Below are 15,347 nucleotides of genomic sequence, written 5' to 3' on the forward strand. Positions count from 1 at the left end.
CCTATTGAATGCGGATATTGGCGGTGCGGATGATGTCGCCCCAGCGTTCGCCTTCATCGCGGATTTTCTTGGCGAATGCCTGCGGCGTGGATGAATGCACGAAGAAGCCCGCTTCTTGCAGGGTACGGGCGACAGACGAGTCTTGCAGGGTTTCGACGATTTTCTCGTTCAGGATGCGGATGCGCTCGTCTGGCGTGCCGCGCGGGGCCAACAGCCCGAACCAGGTCGTTGCGTCAAAGCCTTGCAGGCCGAGTTCGTCCAAGGTCTTTACCTGCGGCAGGGCAGGCCAGCGTTCCAGGCTGGTTACCGCCAGCGGGACGACACGCTGCCCCTGCACCATGGGCACAATGGTTGTTGGAGTGTCGAAGATGAAGTCGACGTCGCCAGCCAGCAGCGCGTGCATCATGGGTGCGCCGCCGTTGTATGGAATGTGCACGGTGCGGATGCCGGCCTGCGAATTGAACAGTTCGCTGATCATGTGGGCGCTGCCGCCGGCACCGGTCGACCCGTAGTTCAGCTTTTCAGGCGCTGCCTTGGCCTGGCTGACCAGGTCGTCGAGCGTGCTGATCTTCGACTTCGAGGTCACGGCCAGCACGAACGGCGCCGCCGTGATCTCGCTGATCGGGGCGAACGAGGTGTTGGGGTCGTATTTGACCGCTTGATTGAAGTGGGGCGCGATCGCCAGTGAACTGGCCGTGCCCCACAGCAAGGTGTAGCCATCGGGTGCGGCGTTCGCCACCTTGGTGGTGCCGACCACGCTGCCCGCGCCCGGTACGTTCTCGACCACCACCGGGGTGCCCAGCCGTTTTGCCAAGGCTTCGGCCACGACACGGGCCGAGGTATCGGTGGGGCCGCCGGCCGCGAAGGGCACAACGATAGTGACGGGCTTTGCCGGGTAAGCAGCCGCCTGCGCGGGGCCGCCCGCAACACCACAGGCCAGCAGCACGGTTGCGCAGCCGAATAGGCGACGAATGAACATCATGATTGTCTCCAGGGGTTGTTATCGTTTGAGCGGATATTTGAAACGCAGGCAATAAATAAGTAAAACAAGAATATAAAGTTAATTAACAAGTAAATTTTGTTAGTCATCTGCAAGAAGCCTTGCGCAGGCGCTATCCTGTGTCTTGGGCGAGAGTCCAAGCCATACGTACCGCAGGAGTCAATGCAGATGGGAAAGGTGTTCAAGATGGCAGGTCGCATGTGTCTCGGCCTGGCGGCCTTTGGCATGCTGGCCGTCTGGGCGGCACCGCTCGCCCAGGCCCAGTCCGCCAACCAGGAAGCGGCCGTCTCGGCCTCTGCCAGTGGGGAAGTGCGCCGGGTGGACGCGGCGGCGGGCAAGGTCACGATCAGGCACGGCGAGATCTCGGCGCTGGACCTGCCCGCCATGACCCTGGTGTATCAGGCCGATCCGGCCTTGCTGGCCGGTATCAAGCCCGGCGACAAGGTGCGTTTCACGGCCGCCCGACAGAGCGGCCGCTACGTCGTGACCGAGATCAGCAAGTAGCCCGGGCGGGCAGGCCGCTGCCCGCCAGTATTCAACAATACCGAATAGCCTATTCGGCTTTGCGCGGTGTTCCATTACCCGGTACGCGCGCACAATCTCGCCTGTCAATTCAATATCCAGAATAAACAGGAGCGAGACATGAAAAGCTGGAAACCCTTGCTGGCGGCCGGGCTGTTGTCGCTGGCGGGTACCGCCCAAGCGGCCGGTTACCCCGAACGACCGTTGCGCATGCTGGTGGGTTTTCCTGCCGGCGGCGCGTCCGATGTGGCGGCACGCGCCGTGGCGGCCAAGATGGAAGCCCTGCTGGGCCAGCCGGTCGTGGTCGAGAACAAGCCGGGCGCCGCCAGCAACATTGCCTCGGACGCGGTGGCCAAGGCCAAGCCCGATGGCTACACCATGCTGTTCGGCACGATCTCCCTGTCCATCAACGGCAGCCTGTACAAGAGCCTGCCCTACGATCCGGTGCGCGACCTGACGCCCGTATCCCAATTGTCGTCCGCGCCCTTCCTGCTGGTGGTCAACCCCAAGTCGCCCATTCACTCGGTGGCCGACCTGATCGACACGGCCAAGCATGCCGAGAAGGGCCGCGCGCCCGACTACGCCACTGCCGGCAATGGTTCGGGTTCGCACTTGTTCATGGAATTGTTCAGCGCCCGCGCGGGCATCGAACTGTCGCACGTACCCTACCGCGGCGCGGCGCCGGCCATGGCTGACGTGCTGGGCGGCCAGGTGCCGCTGACCTTCGACAACATCATCACCACGCTGCCCCTGATCGAAACCGGCAAGCTGCGCGCCCTGGCCGTCAGCAGCGCGCAGCGTTCGCCGGCGGCGCCCGATATTCCCACGCTGGCCGAACTGGGCGTCAAGGACTACGACGCCACTTCGTGGTTCGGCCTGTTCGTGCCGGCCGGCACCCCGCCCGACATCGTAAGCAAGCTGGGCGAAGCGGCCGTGCAGGCCGTCAAGACCCCAGAAGTGAGCGCAACCTTGCGCAAGGTGGGCGCCGAACCGGTGGGCTCGACGCCGGCGGAGTTCGCGGCGTTCTTCAAGGAAGAAGTCGCCAAGTGGGCCGAGGTGGTCCAGCGCGCCAACGTGCAGATCGACTAGGGTTGCGGCCCTGGCGGCCGCACCCGGCTTTTCAACTTAACCGTGGCTATCATGCGAATCTGGCATCAAAGCTTTACCGTCCTGGACGACCTGGGGGCTTACCACCAGGCCCTGCAACAGCACTTTGCGCGCGTGGCGCGGCCCGATACGCAGATCGACCTGCACGGCATGCATCCGGGCACATACCGATCGAATTATCCGGGCACGGATATCCGCCATGCATCGCTGCAGTACGTGCACGCGCTGCAATTCATGACCGCGGCCGTGCAGGCTCAGCGCAAGGGCTACGACGTCTACGCCATCAGCACGCTGCCCGAGCCGGCCCTGCGCGAGATACGCGGCATGGTCGATATCCCGGTGGTGGGCTATGGCGAATCGGCCATGCTGACCGCCTGCATGCTGGGCCGCAAGTTCGGCGTGCTGGTTTTCATCGACGACCTCAATGAACTGATCGCCGACAACGCGCATGGCCATGGCCTGGCCTCGCGCTTTGCCGGCGCCATGCCGGTGGGTTTCACGTTCCAGGACGTGCTCAAGGGGTTCGACGATCCGTCTGAACTGATCGAGCGCTTCCGCGCGGCGGCGCGGCGGCTGATCGCCCAGGGGGCCGATGTGATCATTCCCGGCGAGGCGCCCATGAACGTGCTGCTGGCCAAGAACGGCGTGACCGAGGTCGACGGCGTGCCGGTGCTGGACTCGCTGGCCAGTTGGATCAAGCAGGCCGAAGCCCTGGGCGACTTGCGCCGCCTGTGCGGCATCCGGGCCTCGCGCAAGGGCTTCTACCATGCCCCGCCCGACCTGGACCGCGTCAGCGAGGTCTTTTCGTTCTACGGCCTGGACCGACCGGGATCATCGTCCTGACAGGCGGCCGCCGGCGCGCATCGAAGATTTCCAGCAGGAAGTCGATGAAGGTGCGCACCTTGGGTGCGGTGTAGCGCGTTTTCACCGTGACCGCGTAGAAGGTGCGCACGGCTGTCGTCCATTCCGGATACAGCCGTGCCAGCTTGCCCTGGTCGATCAGGTCGGCCACGAAGATGTCCAGCACGTAGATCAGCCCGGCGCCGCGCAGCGCGGCCTGGATCAGCGATTCGGTGTTGTTGAAATGCAGGACGCCTTCGGGCGGCACCAGGACCTGGTCTTTGCCCAGCGTGAATATCCACGGGTTGGGCGCCTGGCGGGCGCCCTGCAGCAGGCCCAGGCAGCGTGCCGGGATCAGTTCGCGCGGGGTAGGACTGGCCGCCAGCGCGGCGGCCACCACGGCGGGCGCCCCGCACACCACGTAATGGGCTTCATAGATGGGGCGGCCGACCAGGTCCGCGTCTTCGACGCGGTCCATGCGCAGGGCCACGTCGGTGGCGCGTTCGATCAGGTTGTGCGGCTCGTTGGTCAGGGTCAATGACACCGCCAGGCCGGGGTGCCGCCGCGTCAGCTCGACCAGCGCCGGGCCGAGCAGGCTTTGGCCGATGGCAAAGGGCGCCTCGACGCGCAGCGGGCCCGAGATATCGGCGGCGCTACCCTGGACGTCGGCCTCGGCCTGCGACACGGCGTTCAAGATGTCGAGGCAGCGCGGCAAGAACAGGCGGCCTTCTTCGGTCAGGCGCAGGTGCCGCGTATTGCGTTGGATCAGCGTCACGCCCAGGTGCTTTTCCAGGTTGCGCACACTGGCGGTGACCGTGGCATTGGCCAGGTTCAGCGATTCGGCGGCGCGCGCGAAACCGCCGCATTCCATCACCCGCGCAAACACTTCCATTGCCCAAAGCTTGTCCATGGGGCCTCTTGTTATTGTGCCGGCTTGCCCGCGGCCTGCGCCATGCCGCGGGCAGGCGGGCGGCTACAGCACGTAGCGCGCCAGGTCCTGGCTTGCGGCCGCCTCGGACAATTGCGTATCGACATACGCAGTATCGATCTTGATGTTCTGGCCGCTGCTGGCGGTGGCATCGAACGACAGGGCTTCCAGCAGCTTTTCCATGACGGTATACAGGCGCCGCGCGCCGATGTTCTCGGTACGCTCGTTGACCGAGAACGCCAGTTCGGCCAGGCGCTCGATGCCATCGGGCGTGAACTCCAGGTGCACGTCTTCGGTGGCCAGCAAGGCCGAGTACTGCTTGATCAGCGAGGCGTCGGTATCCGACAGAATGCGCACGAAGTCCTGGGCCGACAGCGATTCCAGTTCGACCCGGATGGGAAAGCGCCCTTGCAGTTCAGGGATCAGGTCCGAGGGCCGCGACAGGTGGAACGCGCCCGAGGCGATGAACAGAATATGGTCGGTGCGCACCATGCCGTAGCGGGTGTTGACCGTGGTGCCTTCCACCAGCGGCAGCAGGTCGCGCTGCACGCCCTGGCGGGACACGTCGGCGCCACCGGTTTCCTGGCGCGCCGCGATCTTGTCGATCTCGTCCAGGAAGACGATGCCGTTCTGTTCGACGTTGGCAATGGCCACGGTGCGCAGGTCGTCTTCGTTGACGCGCTTGGCGGCCTCTTCTTCGACGATCAACTTGAAGGCTTCCTTCACCTTCATTTTCTTGGGTTTTTTCTTGTCGCGCGCCAGGCCGGCGAACATGCCGCGCAGTTGCTCGGCCATTTCTTCCATGCCGGGCGGGGTCATGACGTCCATCTGGGGCATGGCCTGGGAGACCTCGATCTCGACTTCCAGGTCGTCGATCTTGCCTTCGCGCAACCGCTTGCGGAAGGTCTGGCGGGCGTTGCTTTCTTCGCCGCGCTCGGGTTCACCCGCGGTGTTGCGCGCCGGCGGCACCAGGGCGTCCAGGATGCGGTCTTCGGCCGCGTCTTCGGCCTGGGTGCGCACCCGGCGCATTTCGAGTTCGCGCGTCTGCTTGATGGAATATTCAGTCAGGTCGCGGATGATGGTGTCGACATCGCGCCCCACGTAGCCCACTTCGGTGAACTTGGTGGCCTCGATCTTGATGAAGGGGGCATTGGCCAGCTTGGCCAGGCGCCGGGCGATTTCGGTCTTGCCCACGCCGGTGGGCCCGATCATCAGGATGTTCTTGGGGTGGATCTCATGGCGCAGCGGCTCGTCGACCTGCTGGCGGCGCCAGCGGCTGCGCAGGGCCACGGCCACCGCGCGCTTGGCGCGGTTCTGGCCGATGATGTATTTATCGAGTTCGGAGACGATTTCCCCGGGGGTCATGGTGGATGCGGACATAAGCGGAATCCTTGCTGCGGGCGGCCGTGTGCGGCCGCTTAGTCGCCCAGCGTTTCGATGACGTGGTTCTGGTTGGTGTAGATGCAGATGTCGCCGGCGATTTCCAGCGATTGCTTGACGATATCTTGCGGCGCAAGCTCGGTATTGCGCAGCAGCGCCAGCGCGGCCGACTGGGCATAGGCCCCACCCGAACCGATGGCGGCCAGGCCGTTCTCGGGTTCGAGCACGTCGCCGTTGCCGGTCAGCACCAGGGTGTGTTCGGCGTCGGCCACGATCAGCATGGCTTCCAGGCGGCGCAGCACGCGGTCGGTACGCCAGTCGCGGGTGAGTTCGACAGCGGCGCGCATCAGGTGGCCCTGGTGCTTTTCCAGCTTGGCCTCGAAGCGTTCTTGCAGCGTGAAGGCATCAGCCGTGGCGCCGGCGAAGCCGGCCAGGATCTTGTCGTGGTACAGGCGGCGGATCTTGCGGGCCGTACCCTTGATGACGACATTGCCCAGAGTGACCTGGCCATCGCCGCCCAGCGCGACACGGTTGCCGCGGCGCACGCAGACGATGGTGGTGGCGTGAAATTGTTCCATGCGTTCCTTCCTTTGAAGCCCCTAGTTGAGGGCAGAGGTGCCGGATTTCAAGGCGTGGCAAGGGCGCGGCTCATTGCATTATCCCGTCCGCCCGATGCCGTGCGAAGGCCGCAGGCCGTTGATTCTTAAACATGTTGATAACATGTTAGTGAGTAGTTATACTGCGGCCATGCAATCGATTCCTTCCCCGTACTCTGCCGAGCCGCCCGCCACCAGCCCCGCCAAGTTGCGGCATCTTGCCTACGAGCGGTTCTGCGAACAGGTGCTTGCCGGCCGGCTCAGCCCGGGCCAGTTCGTTTCGCAGCAAGCCCTTACCTTGATGCTTGGCCTGCCCCTGGGGGCGGTGCGTGAAGTCATCCCACGGCTGGAAGCGGCGCGGCTGCTGTCGACGATCCCCAAGCGGGGGCTGCAGATTGCGCATGTCGATCTGAAGCTCATCCGCAATGCCTTTCAGTTGCGTTCGATGGTCGAACGCGAGGCGGTGGCGCATTTCGTGCGATCCGCCACCGACGAAGAGTTGGCGGGCATCGCCAAGGCTCACCAAGACATGCTGTTGCGGGCCGAGCGTTCCACGCAGGACGCCGAGCTCGACAAAGACGCCCAGGCGTTGGACTGGGGCCTGCACCACCGCATGGTCGATGCCATGGACAACGAAATCGTCTCGGACATTTATCGAGTCAACAGCCTGCACATCAAGCTCATCCGTATCGACAGCGACCTTGCGCAGCCCATGCGGGTACTGCCCGCCATGGTGGAACACCTGTCGTTCATCGAAGCACTGCAGGCGCGCGACGAGGCTCGCGCCGTGGCGCTGATGGAACAACACATTTCTGCATCAAAACGGCGGGTGGTAGCCCGCGCCAGCGGGCTCGAGGAAGAAGGGAGCAATACGCCCCGACTTCGCACCGGCTGACTTTCAAGTACCAGAGGAGACAAACAAAATGATCAGCTTGTTCAAACAGGCGGTGGCGTTGTGCGCGCTTTCCGTTGTGTGCGCTACTGTACAGGCGCAGCAATACCCCTCGCGTGCCATCACGCTTATCGTGCCGTTCGGCGCCGGGGGCAACAACGATGTTTCCGGACGGATCATCGCAGAACGCATGGGTGAGCTATTGGGCCAGCCCGTCGTGGTAGAGAACCGCAGCGGGGCGGCCGGTGCGATCGGCGCAACCGCGGTCGCGCGGGCAAAGAACGATGGCTATACGCTGGGTTTCCTGAGCAGCGGGCCGCTGGCCGCCAATCCCGGCCTGTACAAGTCGCTGCCTTACGATTCCGTCAAGGATTTCTCGCCCGTGGCCAGAACCACCACCAGCCCCGGCGTGCTGGTGGTGCATCCGACGGTTCCCGCTTCGAACCTGAAAGAGCTGGTCGCCTATCTGAAGGCCAATCCCGGAAAAGTGAACTACGGCACTTCCGGCGCGGGCTCGTCGCCACACCTATCAGCTGTGCTGTTCGAATCGCTTGCCGACGTGCGCATGACGCACATTCCCTACAAGGGCGGCAGCCAGGTCAATGCGGATCTGCTCAGCGGCGAGATCCAGCTGTCGTTCAGCCCGATCCTGGAGGTGGTGCCGCATATCAAGGCCGGCAAGCTCAAGGCTATCGCCGTCACCTCGGCCAGGCGCTCTCCCCTGTTGCCCGAGGTGCCCGCCGTTGCCGAAATGTTCCCCGGCTACGAAGTCATTACCTGGAACGGCGTGGTTGCCCCGGCAGGTACGCCGCCCGATGTGATTGCCAAACTCAACGCTGCGGTGGCTGGCGCCGTCAATGCGCCCGAAGTGAAAGCCAAGCTTCTGCAGTTGGGCCTGGAAGCCGCCCCGTCGTCGCCGCAGGAATTCGAGGCATTCATCAGCAGCGAGATCGGTAATTTCAACCGCCTGATCAAACTTGCCGGCGTCGAGCCACAGTAATTGCGCAGGTCGATACAGCCTTCTTGTCATTCAACACATATCCGCTATGAACAAAATATTCTCTCCCGAACAAATCCAGGGAATCGTCCCGCCTCTGGTTACGCCGTTCGCTGCCGACGGTTCGCTTGACGAGCAAGCTTTGCGCGAAACAACACGCTTCATGCTGGACCAGGGTGTGCACGGCCTGGTGGTGGGCGGCAGTTCCGGCGAAGGGTACACGCTGGGTGTCGACGAACTGCGGCGCATTACCGAACTCGCCGCCGAGGAAATCGACGGCCGTGTGCCGCTGGTGGCTGGAGTCATTGCCAATAGCACGCGCGATGCCATTGCCAAGGCCAAGGCTGTTTCGTCGCTGGGTGTGTCGGCGCTGCAGGTCACTCCAGCCCATTACATCTACAAGACCGACGACGCGTCGATGCTGCGTCACTTCCGTGAAATCGCCGATGAAACCGATGTGCCGATTCTGATCTACAACGTGATTCCCTGGAACTACCTGAGCCCGTCGCTGCTTTTGCAGGCCATGCGCGAAGTGCCTGGCGTGGTGGGTGTGAAGCAGAGCGCCGGCGACCTGAAGGCGTTGGCCGACTTGCTGGTCGACGCCCGCCCCACGGACCGCATCTTCGCTGCCGTCGATGCATTGCTTTACCCGTGCATTGCACTTGGCGCGCATGGTGTTATCTCGATCCTGACGACCGCGGTACCTTCGGCGCTTGTGCAATTGTGGGATGCGGTCAAGCGAGGCGACCACGAGTTTGGGCGAGACATGCACGCGCGCTTGTTGCGCCTCTGGAACGCCCTGTATGCGGACAACCGGGTGGCAACCACGAAATACGCGCTCTGGTTGCAGGGAGCGCCCACTGGCCATACCTTGCGTCCGGTGGCCGCGGTCACGCCCGCGCAGAAAGCCGCGATTCGCAAGGCGCTTGCCGGTGTGCTGCCGAACGCGAGCCTGCGGGCCGACGACTAAGGAGACCGAATGCCCCGCTTTGCCGCCAACCTGACTATGCTATTTACCGAGCTGCCGTTCATGCAGCGCTTCGAAGCGGCCGCGCGCGCTGGCTTCAAGGCGGTGGAATATCTGTTTCCTTACGCTTGCGACAAGCATGAACTGGCCCATGCGTTGCGCGCCAATGGCCTGGAGCAAGTTCTGCACAATCTGCCCGCCGGCGATTGGGAAGCCGGAGAGCGCGGCATTGCCTGCCACCCCGATCGGGCGGCGGAATTTCGCGTAGGTGTGGGCCACGCAATCGAATATGCGACCGCGCTGAGCTGCCCGCAACTGAATTGCCTGGCGGGCAAGCTGCCGCCTGGCGTGACAGCTGCCGATGCCCGTCGCACACTGGTGGCGAACTTGCGTTTCGCCGCGGCCGCACTTCAAGAGGCGGGGTTAGGCTTGCTGCTCGAACCCGTCAACGATTTCGATATTCCCGGTTTTTTCGTGACGCGCACTCGCGAGGCACTGTCTATCATCGATGAGGTGGGCTCGTCCAACGTGCGGTTGCAGTACGACATCTACCATGCACAACGCATGGAAGGGGAGTTGGGCAATACGCTTGCCGCCCACATCGGGCGCATCGGCCATATCCAACTGGCAGACAATCCGGGGCGCGGCGAGCCGGGCACCGGGGAAATCCACTATCCATGGTTATTCCAGCACATCGACGCGCTGGGATACCAGGGTTGGATAGGGTGCGAGTACAAGCCGCAGGGTCACACCGAAGCCGGCCTGGGTTGGCGCGCTATACCGGCCGTTCATCGGGATGCAACAGGAGCCATCGAATGACGCAAGCGAAACTCAAGCTGGGCTTCATCGGCCTGGGCATCATGGGCACGCCCATGGCCGGCCGTTTGCTGGCCGCCGGCCACACGCTCTTTGCCCATACGCGCAGCGCGGTGCCAGCGACGCTGGTCAAGGGCGGAGCCACGGTCTGCGCCCACGCCAGGGAAGTCGCCGAACGGGCAGACATTATTTTCCTGATGGTTCCCGACACCCCTGATGTCGAGCAAGTGCTGTTCGGCGGCGATGGCGTGGCCCAGGGCATGTCCCGGGGCAAGATCGTGGTGGATTGCAGTTCCATCGATCCCATCGCCACCAAAGGCTTCGCGGTCCGCGTCAACGCCCTGGGCGGCGACTACCTGGACGCCCCGGTTTCCGGTGGCGAAGTGGGTGCCAAGGCCGGCAGCCTGACGATCATGGTCGGTGGCGAGCCCCAGGTGTACGAGCGCGTCAAGCCGCTGTTCGACCTGATGGGAAAGAACGTGACCCTGGTCGGCGGCAATGGAGACGGCCAGACGACCAAGGTTGCCAACCAGATCATCGTTGCGTTGAATATCGCGGCGGTTGCCGAGGCGCTGGTGTTCGCCAGCAAGGCTGGCGCCGACCCGGCCAAGGTGCGCCAGGCGCTGATGGGCGGATTCGCTTCTTCGCGCATCCTGGAAGTTCATGGCGAACGCATGATCAAGCGCACTTTCGAGCCGGGCTTCCGGATCCGGCTGCACCAGAAAGACTTGGGCCTGGCGCTTTCCGGTGCGCGCAGCCTGGGCGTGGCATTGCCGCAGACCGCCGGGGTGGTGCAGTTGATGAATGCCTGCCAGGCGCTGGACATTGCTCAGCTGGATCATTCGGCACTGGTTCAGGCGGTCGAGCATGCCGCCAGCCATGGCCTGGCTGCTGCCACGTAGCCTCGTGCCGTTGCGCTTGCCATGAAAAACACCCCAAAGGTTGGACCAGTGTCCAACTTTTGGGGTGCAGTTCAGAACCCAGCTTGCCCTTTTCCGTGGCAAGCGATAGAAAAGGAATCAGTCCCCGTACAGCTTCTGACGCATTTCGCGTCGCTCTTGCGCTTCCAGCGACAGGGTGGCGGTGGGGCGTGCCAGCAGGCGAGGCACACCGATGGGTTCGCCGGTTTCTTCGCACCAGCCGTATTCGCCGCTGTCGATGCGGGCAATGGACTGTTGCACTTTTTTCAGCAGCTTGCGCTCGCGGTCGCGGGTGCGCAGTTCGAGCGCGTGCTCTTCTTCGATGGTGGCGCGGTCGGCGGGGTCGGGCACGAATTGCGTTTCACGCAGGTGCTCGGTGGTTTCGCCGGCATTGGCCAGGATGTCTTGTTCGAGTTGCTTGAGCCGTTCCTTGAAGAACGCCAATTGGCGGTCGTTCATGTAGTCCGATTCGGGCATGGCCAGCAATTCTTGTTCGCTGGGCAGATCAATCGCCGTATCGCTCGCCGACTTACTTGATTTTTTGGTTGCTGCCTTGGTAGCCATGAAAACACTCCACTATGAATCGATCCTGGCGCGACGCGCGCGTCGGGATTGCGGCGTTAGCCCGCCAGGCACTGCTCCAAGCCCCGGGTGAAAATTTCCTGGGGCAGTTTGCGGCCGATGAACACCATCTTGGTGGATGGTTTCTCGGCCGCGGTCCACGGCTTGCCGGGTTCGGCACCCATCATCATGTGCACACCCTGGAACAACATGCGGCGATTGATGCCTTTCATGTACAGGATGCCTTTGTAGCGCATCAGGTCGGGACCATAGACCTGCACCACGCCGCCCAGGAATTCTTCAAGCCGCGCGGGATCGAACGGCTTGTTGGAGCGGAAGACGAAGGCGCCGATTTCGTCGTCGTGGTGGTGATGGTGGTGTTGGTCGTGATGGCAATGCGCCCCGCATTCGCCTTCGTGGTCATGATCGTGGCCATGGTCATGGCCGTGATCGTGACCGTGGGCATGGCTGTGCGCCGCGTCGGGGTGTTCATCGGCCAGGAACTCCGGGTCGATGTCGAGAATGGAATTCAGGTTGAAGCCGCTGATGTCGATGATGGACTTCAGGTCGGCGTCGCCGAAATTTACCGGCGAGATCGGTGCGCGCGGGTTGATGCGCACCAAGCGGGCGCGCAGCGCTTCGTAGTCGGCTTCGTTGACCAGGTCTTTCTTCGACACCAGGATGCGATCGGCAAAGCCGACCTGCTTCTGGGCTTCGGGCTGGGCGTCGAGCGTGGCCATGCCGTGCTTGGCATCGACCACCGTGACCACGGCGTCCAGGCGATAGTATTCGGCGATCTCGTCGTCCATGAAGAACGTCTGGCAGACCGGGCCGGGGTTGGCCATGCCAGTGGTTTCAAGGATGACGCGTTCGAACGTGAGCTCGCCCGCCTGGCGCTTGGTGCGCAGCTCGGCCAGGGTGCGCATCAGGTCGCCGCGCACGGTGCAGCATACGCAGCCGTTGCTGAGCTCGATGATTTCTTCATCGCTGTCTTGCACCAGCAGGTCGTTGTCGATGCTTTCCGGCCCGAATTCGTTTTCGATGACCGCGACGCGACGGCCGTGGAATTCGGTGAGGATACGCTTGAGCAGGGTGGTCTTGCCCGCACCGAGAAAGCCGGTGAGGATGGTGACGGGAACCATTTTGTCCAAACTGCGCTGGGTATTCATGGCAAGGCGGCAAGCTGAAGGCCTGGGGCGCACGGGGCACCGCTCGGGCGTGGACTACAGGGGGGCCACTGTTGCGGCCGGACGCAGGATTACAGCACAGTCGGGGCGGGGGGGCAAACCCCGGGCCAACCCCAGCCACGCTTTCCGGAGAAGGTCGAAAAACGCCGCCGTAATCCGATAGATACGGTTATATGGGGATGGATCGCGGCATATCAAGCATGCCGCGCCGCCCCCAGGCGCGATCAGTGCGCGTGGCCGTGGTGGCGATGACCCGTCTCGGGGGACTGCTGCTGGCACTGGGGGCACAGCGCGCGGATCTCGGTTTCGTGGGTGGCCAGCGCAAAGCCGGTGCGGGAGACCCGTTCGGCCAGTTGCCGGCTCATGGCCGGATCGCTGACTTCAGCCACGGCGCCGCAGCCCGTGCACACCACCAGCAGGTCGTGCGGCGCGCCGGCCGCATCGTGGCAGGCGGTCCAGGCGTTGACGGCATCGAGCCGATGGATAAGGCCTTCGTCCATCAGGAAATCCAGGGCACGGTACACCGTGGGCGGCGCTGCGCCAGGGTGCACGGCGCGCATGGCGTCGAGCAGTTCGTAGGCTTTCAGGCTGCGGCCGTGCTGCAGCAGCAGTTCCAGCACCTTGCGGCGGATCGGCGTCAGCCTGCGGCCGCGCTGCGCGCACAGCGATTCGGCGGTGCGCAGTTGATCGCCTATGGGGTCGGAACGAGAGGTGCTGGGCGAGGTGGGCATCGGAATCTTGCGGCCGGCAGGGGCGATTCCGCGAAGGTATCAGAAAACGCGACCGGCGGGTGGCGGCCATACCCTGCCATATTTGTTATGATATAACATATCTACATTAATCGCCATCCGCCATCGGGCGGCCGGCACGTATTGCGCATTGGTATGTCTCATATCGTTTCGGCCGTGACGGCCCGGGCTGGCCGCTCCGCCTTGCGTGCTTCGGCGCTTGCCCGGTTGGGCGTGGCGCTGGCCGCCGCGCTGGCACTGTGGGCCCTGACCAGCTGGGCGCTGGGCTGGTGGGCCACGGCATGACGGATAAACCGGGTGCCGCCACGGTGATCGACCTGCATGGCGTGGCGTTCGGCTGGCGCGGGCAGGCGGCCGTGCAGGCCGTGTCGGGCAGTTTCGCACGCGGTTCAATGACGGCGGTGGCCGGCCCAAACGGGGCGGGCAAGTCGACGCTGGTGAAGGGCATCATGGGGCTGCTGCGCCCGCTGTCCGGCAGCCTGCATATCGCTGCCGCCGAGCGCCGCCGCCTGGCCTGGCTGCCGCAGGCCGCCGAACTGGATCGCACGTTTCCCATCACGGTACTGGACATGGTGGCCATGGGTGGCTGGCGCCGGGTAGGGCCGTGGCGCCGGTTCGGCGCCGACGAAACCGCGCGGGCCTGGCAGGCGCTCGATGCCGTCGGCCTGGCCGGCGAGGCCGGGCGGCTGGTGGGGGCCTTGTCGGGCGGGCAGATGCAGCGGGCACTGTTCGCCCGCCTGCTGTTGCAGGACGCCCAGGTCTTGCTGCTGGACGAGCCGTTTGCGGCGGTCGACAGCCATACCGCCGATACCTTGATGCAGTTGCTGTGCGCCTGGCACCGACAAGGCCGCACGGTGATTGCCGTGCTGCACGACCTGGCGCTGGTGCGCCGGCATTTCGGCCAGACCTTGCTGCTGGCCGGGCGCCAAGTGGCCTGGGGCCCGACCGCCGAGGTGCTGACACCGGCCCACCTGGCCGTTGCACGCGGCGCGCAAGAGGAATGGACATGAGCCTGCTGGATTGGGCGGTGGCGCCTTTTGTCGACTACGGTTTCATGCGGCGCGCCCTGGCCGGCACATCGGCCGCGGCGTTGGGCGCGGCGCCGCTGGGGGTGTTCCTGGTGCTGCGGCGCATGAGCCTGATGGGCGACGCCATGTCGCATGCGATTCTGCCCGGCGTGGCGGCGGGGTTCCTGCTGTCCGGCTTGTCGCTGGGCGCGATGTTGCTGGGCGGGCTGGCCACGGGCCTGGCGGTGGCCGTGCTGGCAGGGCTGGTGGCGCGCCTGACGCCGCTGCGCGAAGACGCCAGCTTTGCGGCGTTCTACCTGATATCGCTGGGCCTGGGTGTATTGCTGGTGTCGGTGCGTGGCTCGAACATGGACTTGCTGCATGTGCTGTTCGGCACGGTGCTGGGCCTGGACGACGCGGCCCTGCTGCTGGTCACCGGCGCGGCCAGCGCCACGCTGCTGGCCATGGCCGTGCTGTATCGATTGCTGGTGGCCGAATGCCTGGACCCCGGCTTCCTGCGCGCCAGCGGCGGTGGCGGCAGCCTGGCGCATATGGCCTTCCTGGTGCTGGTGGTGGTGAACCTGGTGGCCGGATTCCAGGTGCTGGGCACCCTGATGGTGGTGGGCATGATGATGCTGCCGGCCGCAGCGGCACGCTTCTGGGTGCCGTCGGTGGCCGGCCAGATCGTGCTGGCGGCCGCGCTGGGCGTGGCCGCGGGCATTGCCGGCCTGCTGGTCTCGTATCACTACAACTTGCCCGCCTCGCCCGCCATCATCCTGGCGGCAGGCGGGGTCTATCTGGTGTCGGTCGCCTGCGGTCCGCAGGGCGGGCTGCTGCACGGCCTGGCCGCTCATGGCCGGGCACGCTATCGCTGAAAG

18 protein-coding genes are annotated in these 15,347 nt (G+C 64.5%); 11 read left to right on the forward strand and 7 right to left on the reverse strand.

The window, feature by feature from the left end; all coding sequences use genetic code 11:
- Position 1: 1 nt before the first annotated feature.
- On the reverse strand, positions 2-982 hold the full coding sequence (locus KW845_RS21020) for a tripartite tricarboxylate transporter substrate binding protein (RefSeq protein ID WP_218371258.1): 981 nt from the start codon (positions 980-982) through the stop codon (positions 2-4).
- Positions 983-1,186: 204 nt separating this feature from the next.
- On the opposite strand from KW845_RS21020, the gene KW845_RS21025 reads away from it, so the two are divergent.
- The 3 genes from KW845_RS21025 to KW845_RS21035 all read left to right on the forward strand — a co-directional run bounded on the left by KW845_RS21025 (position 1,187) and on the right by KW845_RS21035 (position 3,472).
- A complete protein-coding gene (locus KW845_RS21025) occupies positions 1,187-1,504 on the forward strand; it encodes a copper-binding protein (protein ID WP_255592773.1) in 318 nt (105 codons plus the stop codon).
- Positions 1,505-1,642: 138 nt separating this feature from the next.
- Positions 1,643-2,611, forward strand: coding sequence for a tripartite tricarboxylate transporter substrate binding protein (locus tag KW845_RS21030; RefSeq protein ID WP_218371259.1), 969 nt, complete (start codon positions 1,643-1,645; stop codon positions 2,609-2,611).
- Positions 2,612-2,662: 51 nt separating this feature from the next.
- Positions 2,663-3,472, forward strand: a complete 810-nt coding sequence (locus tag KW845_RS21035) for an aspartate/glutamate racemase family protein (RefSeq protein WP_218371260.1) — start codon at positions 2,663-2,665, stop codon at positions 3,470-3,472.
- Here the strand turns inward: KW845_RS21035 and KW845_RS21040 are convergent.
- The 3 genes from KW845_RS21040 to hslV all read right to left on the reverse strand — a co-directional run bounded on the left by KW845_RS21040 (position 3,420) and on the right by hslV (position 6,355).
- Positions 3,420-4,379: a LysR family transcriptional regulator gene (locus KW845_RS21040; protein WP_218371261.1), complete on the reverse strand. Its 960-nt coding sequence runs from the start codon at positions 4,377-4,379 to the stop codon at positions 3,420-3,422. The two genes, KW845_RS21035 and KW845_RS21040, sit on opposite strands and share 53 nt — an antisense overlap.
- A 63-nt stretch (positions 4,380-4,442) precedes the next feature.
- The gene (hslU, locus tag KW845_RS21045) at positions 4,443-5,777 is read right to left on the reverse strand and encodes an ATP-dependent protease ATPase subunit HslU (RefSeq protein WP_218371262.1); all 1,335 of its coding nucleotides are present in this window, start codon (positions 5,775-5,777) and stop codon (positions 4,443-4,445) included.
- Between the two features lie 38 nt (positions 5,778-5,815).
- Positions 5,816-6,355, reverse strand: coding sequence for an ATP-dependent protease subunit HslV (hslV, locus tag KW845_RS21050; protein WP_218371263.1), 540 nt, complete (start codon positions 6,353-6,355; stop codon positions 5,816-5,818).
- Positions 6,356-6,503: 148 nt separating this feature from the next.
- Here hslV and KW845_RS21055 point away from each other — a divergent pair, with 148 nt between their 5' ends.
- Genes KW845_RS21055 through KW845_RS21075 form a run of 5 tightly spaced genes read left to right on the forward strand, consistent with a single transcriptional unit; the run spans position 6,504 to position 10,947 of the window.
- Positions 6,504-7,268, forward strand: a complete 765-nt coding sequence (locus tag KW845_RS21055; protein ID WP_370628263.1) for a GntR family transcriptional regulator — start codon at positions 6,504-6,506, stop codon at positions 7,266-7,268.
- Between the two features lie 28 nt (positions 7,269-7,296).
- Positions 7,297-8,265: a tripartite tricarboxylate transporter substrate binding protein gene (locus KW845_RS21060; RefSeq protein ID WP_218371264.1), complete on the forward strand. Its 969-nt coding sequence runs from the start codon at positions 7,297-7,299 to the stop codon at positions 8,263-8,265.
- A 46-nt stretch (positions 8,266-8,311) separates the two neighbouring features.
- Positions 8,312-9,232, forward strand: a complete 921-nt coding sequence (locus KW845_RS21065; protein WP_218371265.1) for a dihydrodipicolinate synthase family protein — start codon at positions 8,312-8,314, stop codon at positions 9,230-9,232.
- Between the two features lie 9 nt (positions 9,233-9,241).
- A complete protein-coding gene (gene hyi / locus KW845_RS21070) occupies positions 9,242-10,048 on the forward strand; it encodes a hydroxypyruvate isomerase (protein WP_218371266.1) in 807 nt (268 codons plus the stop codon).
- Positions 10,045-10,947, forward strand: coding sequence for a 2-hydroxy-3-oxopropionate reductase (locus KW845_RS21075; protein WP_218371267.1), 903 nt, complete (start codon positions 10,045-10,047; stop codon positions 10,945-10,947). The genes hyi and KW845_RS21075 overlap by 4 nt, the downstream gene beginning before the upstream one ends.
- Before the next feature lie 117 nt (positions 10,948-11,064).
- Here KW845_RS21075 and dksA read toward each other — a convergent pair whose 3' ends face one another.
- From dksA to KW845_RS21090, 3 genes are all read right to left on the reverse strand, one after another.
- Positions 11,065-11,529, reverse strand: coding sequence for an RNA polymerase-binding protein DksA (gene dksA, locus KW845_RS21080; RefSeq protein WP_218371268.1), 465 nt, complete (start codon positions 11,527-11,529; stop codon positions 11,065-11,067).
- 56 nt (positions 11,530-11,585) lie between these two features.
- The gene (locus KW845_RS21085; RefSeq protein WP_218371269.1) at positions 11,586-12,695 is read right to left on the reverse strand and encodes a GTP-binding protein; all 1,110 of its coding nucleotides are present in this window, start codon (positions 12,693-12,695) and stop codon (positions 11,586-11,588) included.
- Between the two features lie 242 nt (positions 12,696-12,937).
- Entirely contained in the window at positions 12,938-13,444 is a 507-nt protein-coding gene (locus tag KW845_RS21090; protein WP_218371270.1) for a Fur family transcriptional regulator, read from the reverse strand.
- 153 nt (positions 13,445-13,597) lie between these two features.
- Between KW845_RS21090 and KW845_RS21095 the strand changes: the two genes are divergently transcribed.
- From KW845_RS21095 to KW845_RS21105, 3 genes are read left to right on the forward strand one after another with little or no spacing between them, the layout of a single operon-like run.
- The gene (locus KW845_RS21095; protein WP_218371271.1) at positions 13,598-13,747 is read left to right on the forward strand and encodes a hypothetical protein; all 150 of its coding nucleotides are present in this window, start codon (positions 13,598-13,600) and stop codon (positions 13,745-13,747) included.
- Entirely contained in the window at positions 13,744-14,472 is a 729-nt protein-coding gene (locus tag KW845_RS21100) for a metal ABC transporter ATP-binding protein (protein WP_218371272.1), read from the forward strand. Before KW845_RS21095 ends, KW845_RS21100 begins: the two co-directional genes overlap by 4 nt.
- Complete coding sequence (locus KW845_RS21105) at positions 14,469-15,344, forward strand: metal ABC transporter permease (protein ID WP_218371273.1); 876 nt, start codon at positions 14,469-14,471, stop codon at positions 15,342-15,344. Before KW845_RS21100 ends, KW845_RS21105 begins: the two co-directional genes overlap by 4 nt.
- The last annotated feature ends 3 nt before the right edge of the window (positions 15,345-15,347 follow it).

It is taken from the genome of Bordetella sp. BOR01, from assembly GCF_019218885.1.
Taxonomy (GTDB): Bacteria; Pseudomonadota; Gammaproteobacteria; order Burkholderiales; family Burkholderiaceae_B; genus Bordetella_A.

Bases quoted from the DNA above. Each gene is read 5' to 3' on its own strand.
- KW845_RS21020 (WP_218371258.1), bottom strand. From the start codon at position 982: ATGATGTTCATTCGTCGCCTATTCGGCTGCGCAACCGTGCTGCTGGCC.
- KW845_RS21025 (WP_255592773.1), top strand. From the start codon at position 1,187: ATGGCAGGTCGCATGTGTCTCGGCCTGGCGGCCTTTGGCATGCTGGCC.
- KW845_RS21030 (WP_218371259.1), top strand. From the start codon at position 1,643: ATGAAAAGCTGGAAACCCTTGCTGGCGGCCGGGCTGTTGTCGCTGGCG.
- KW845_RS21035 (WP_218371260.1), top strand. From the start codon at position 2,663: ATGCGAATCTGGCATCAAAGCTTTACCGTCCTGGACGACCTGGGGGCT.
- KW845_RS21040 (WP_218371261.1), bottom strand. From the start codon at position 4,379: ATGGACAAGCTTTGGGCAATGGAAGTGTTTGCGCGGGTGATGGAATGC.
- hslU (WP_218371262.1), bottom strand. From the start codon at position 5,777: ATGTCCGCATCCACCATGACCCCCGGGGAAATCGTCTCCGAACTCGAT.
- hslV (WP_218371263.1), bottom strand. From the start codon at position 6,355: ATGGAACAATTTCACGCCACCACCATCGTCTGCGTGCGCCGCGGCAAC.
- KW845_RS21060 (WP_218371264.1), top strand. From the start codon at position 7,297: ATGATCAGCTTGTTCAAACAGGCGGTGGCGTTGTGCGCGCTTTCCGTT.
- KW845_RS21065 (WP_218371265.1), top strand. From the start codon at position 8,312: ATGAACAAAATATTCTCTCCCGAACAAATCCAGGGAATCGTCCCGCCT.
- hyi (WP_218371266.1), top strand. From the start codon at position 9,242: ATGCCCCGCTTTGCCGCCAACCTGACTATGCTATTTACCGAGCTGCCG.
- KW845_RS21075 (WP_218371267.1), top strand. From the start codon at position 10,045: ATGACGCAAGCGAAACTCAAGCTGGGCTTCATCGGCCTGGGCATCATG.
- dksA (WP_218371268.1), bottom strand. From the start codon at position 11,529: ATGGCTACCAAGGCAGCAACCAAAAAATCAAGTAAGTCGGCGAGCGAT.
- KW845_RS21085 (WP_218371269.1), bottom strand. From the start codon at position 12,695: ATGAATACCCAGCGCAGTTTGGACAAAATGGTTCCCGTCACCATCCTC.
- KW845_RS21090 (WP_218371270.1), bottom strand. From the start codon at position 13,444: ATGCCCACCTCGCCCAGCACCTCTCGTTCCGACCCCATAGGCGATCAA.
- KW845_RS21095 (WP_218371271.1), top strand. From the start codon at position 13,598: ATGTCTCATATCGTTTCGGCCGTGACGGCCCGGGCTGGCCGCTCCGCC.
- KW845_RS21100 (WP_218371272.1), top strand. From the start codon at position 13,744: ATGACGGATAAACCGGGTGCCGCCACGGTGATCGACCTGCATGGCGTG.
- KW845_RS21105 (WP_218371273.1), top strand. From the start codon at position 14,469: ATGAGCCTGCTGGATTGGGCGGTGGCGCCTTTTGTCGACTACGGTTTC.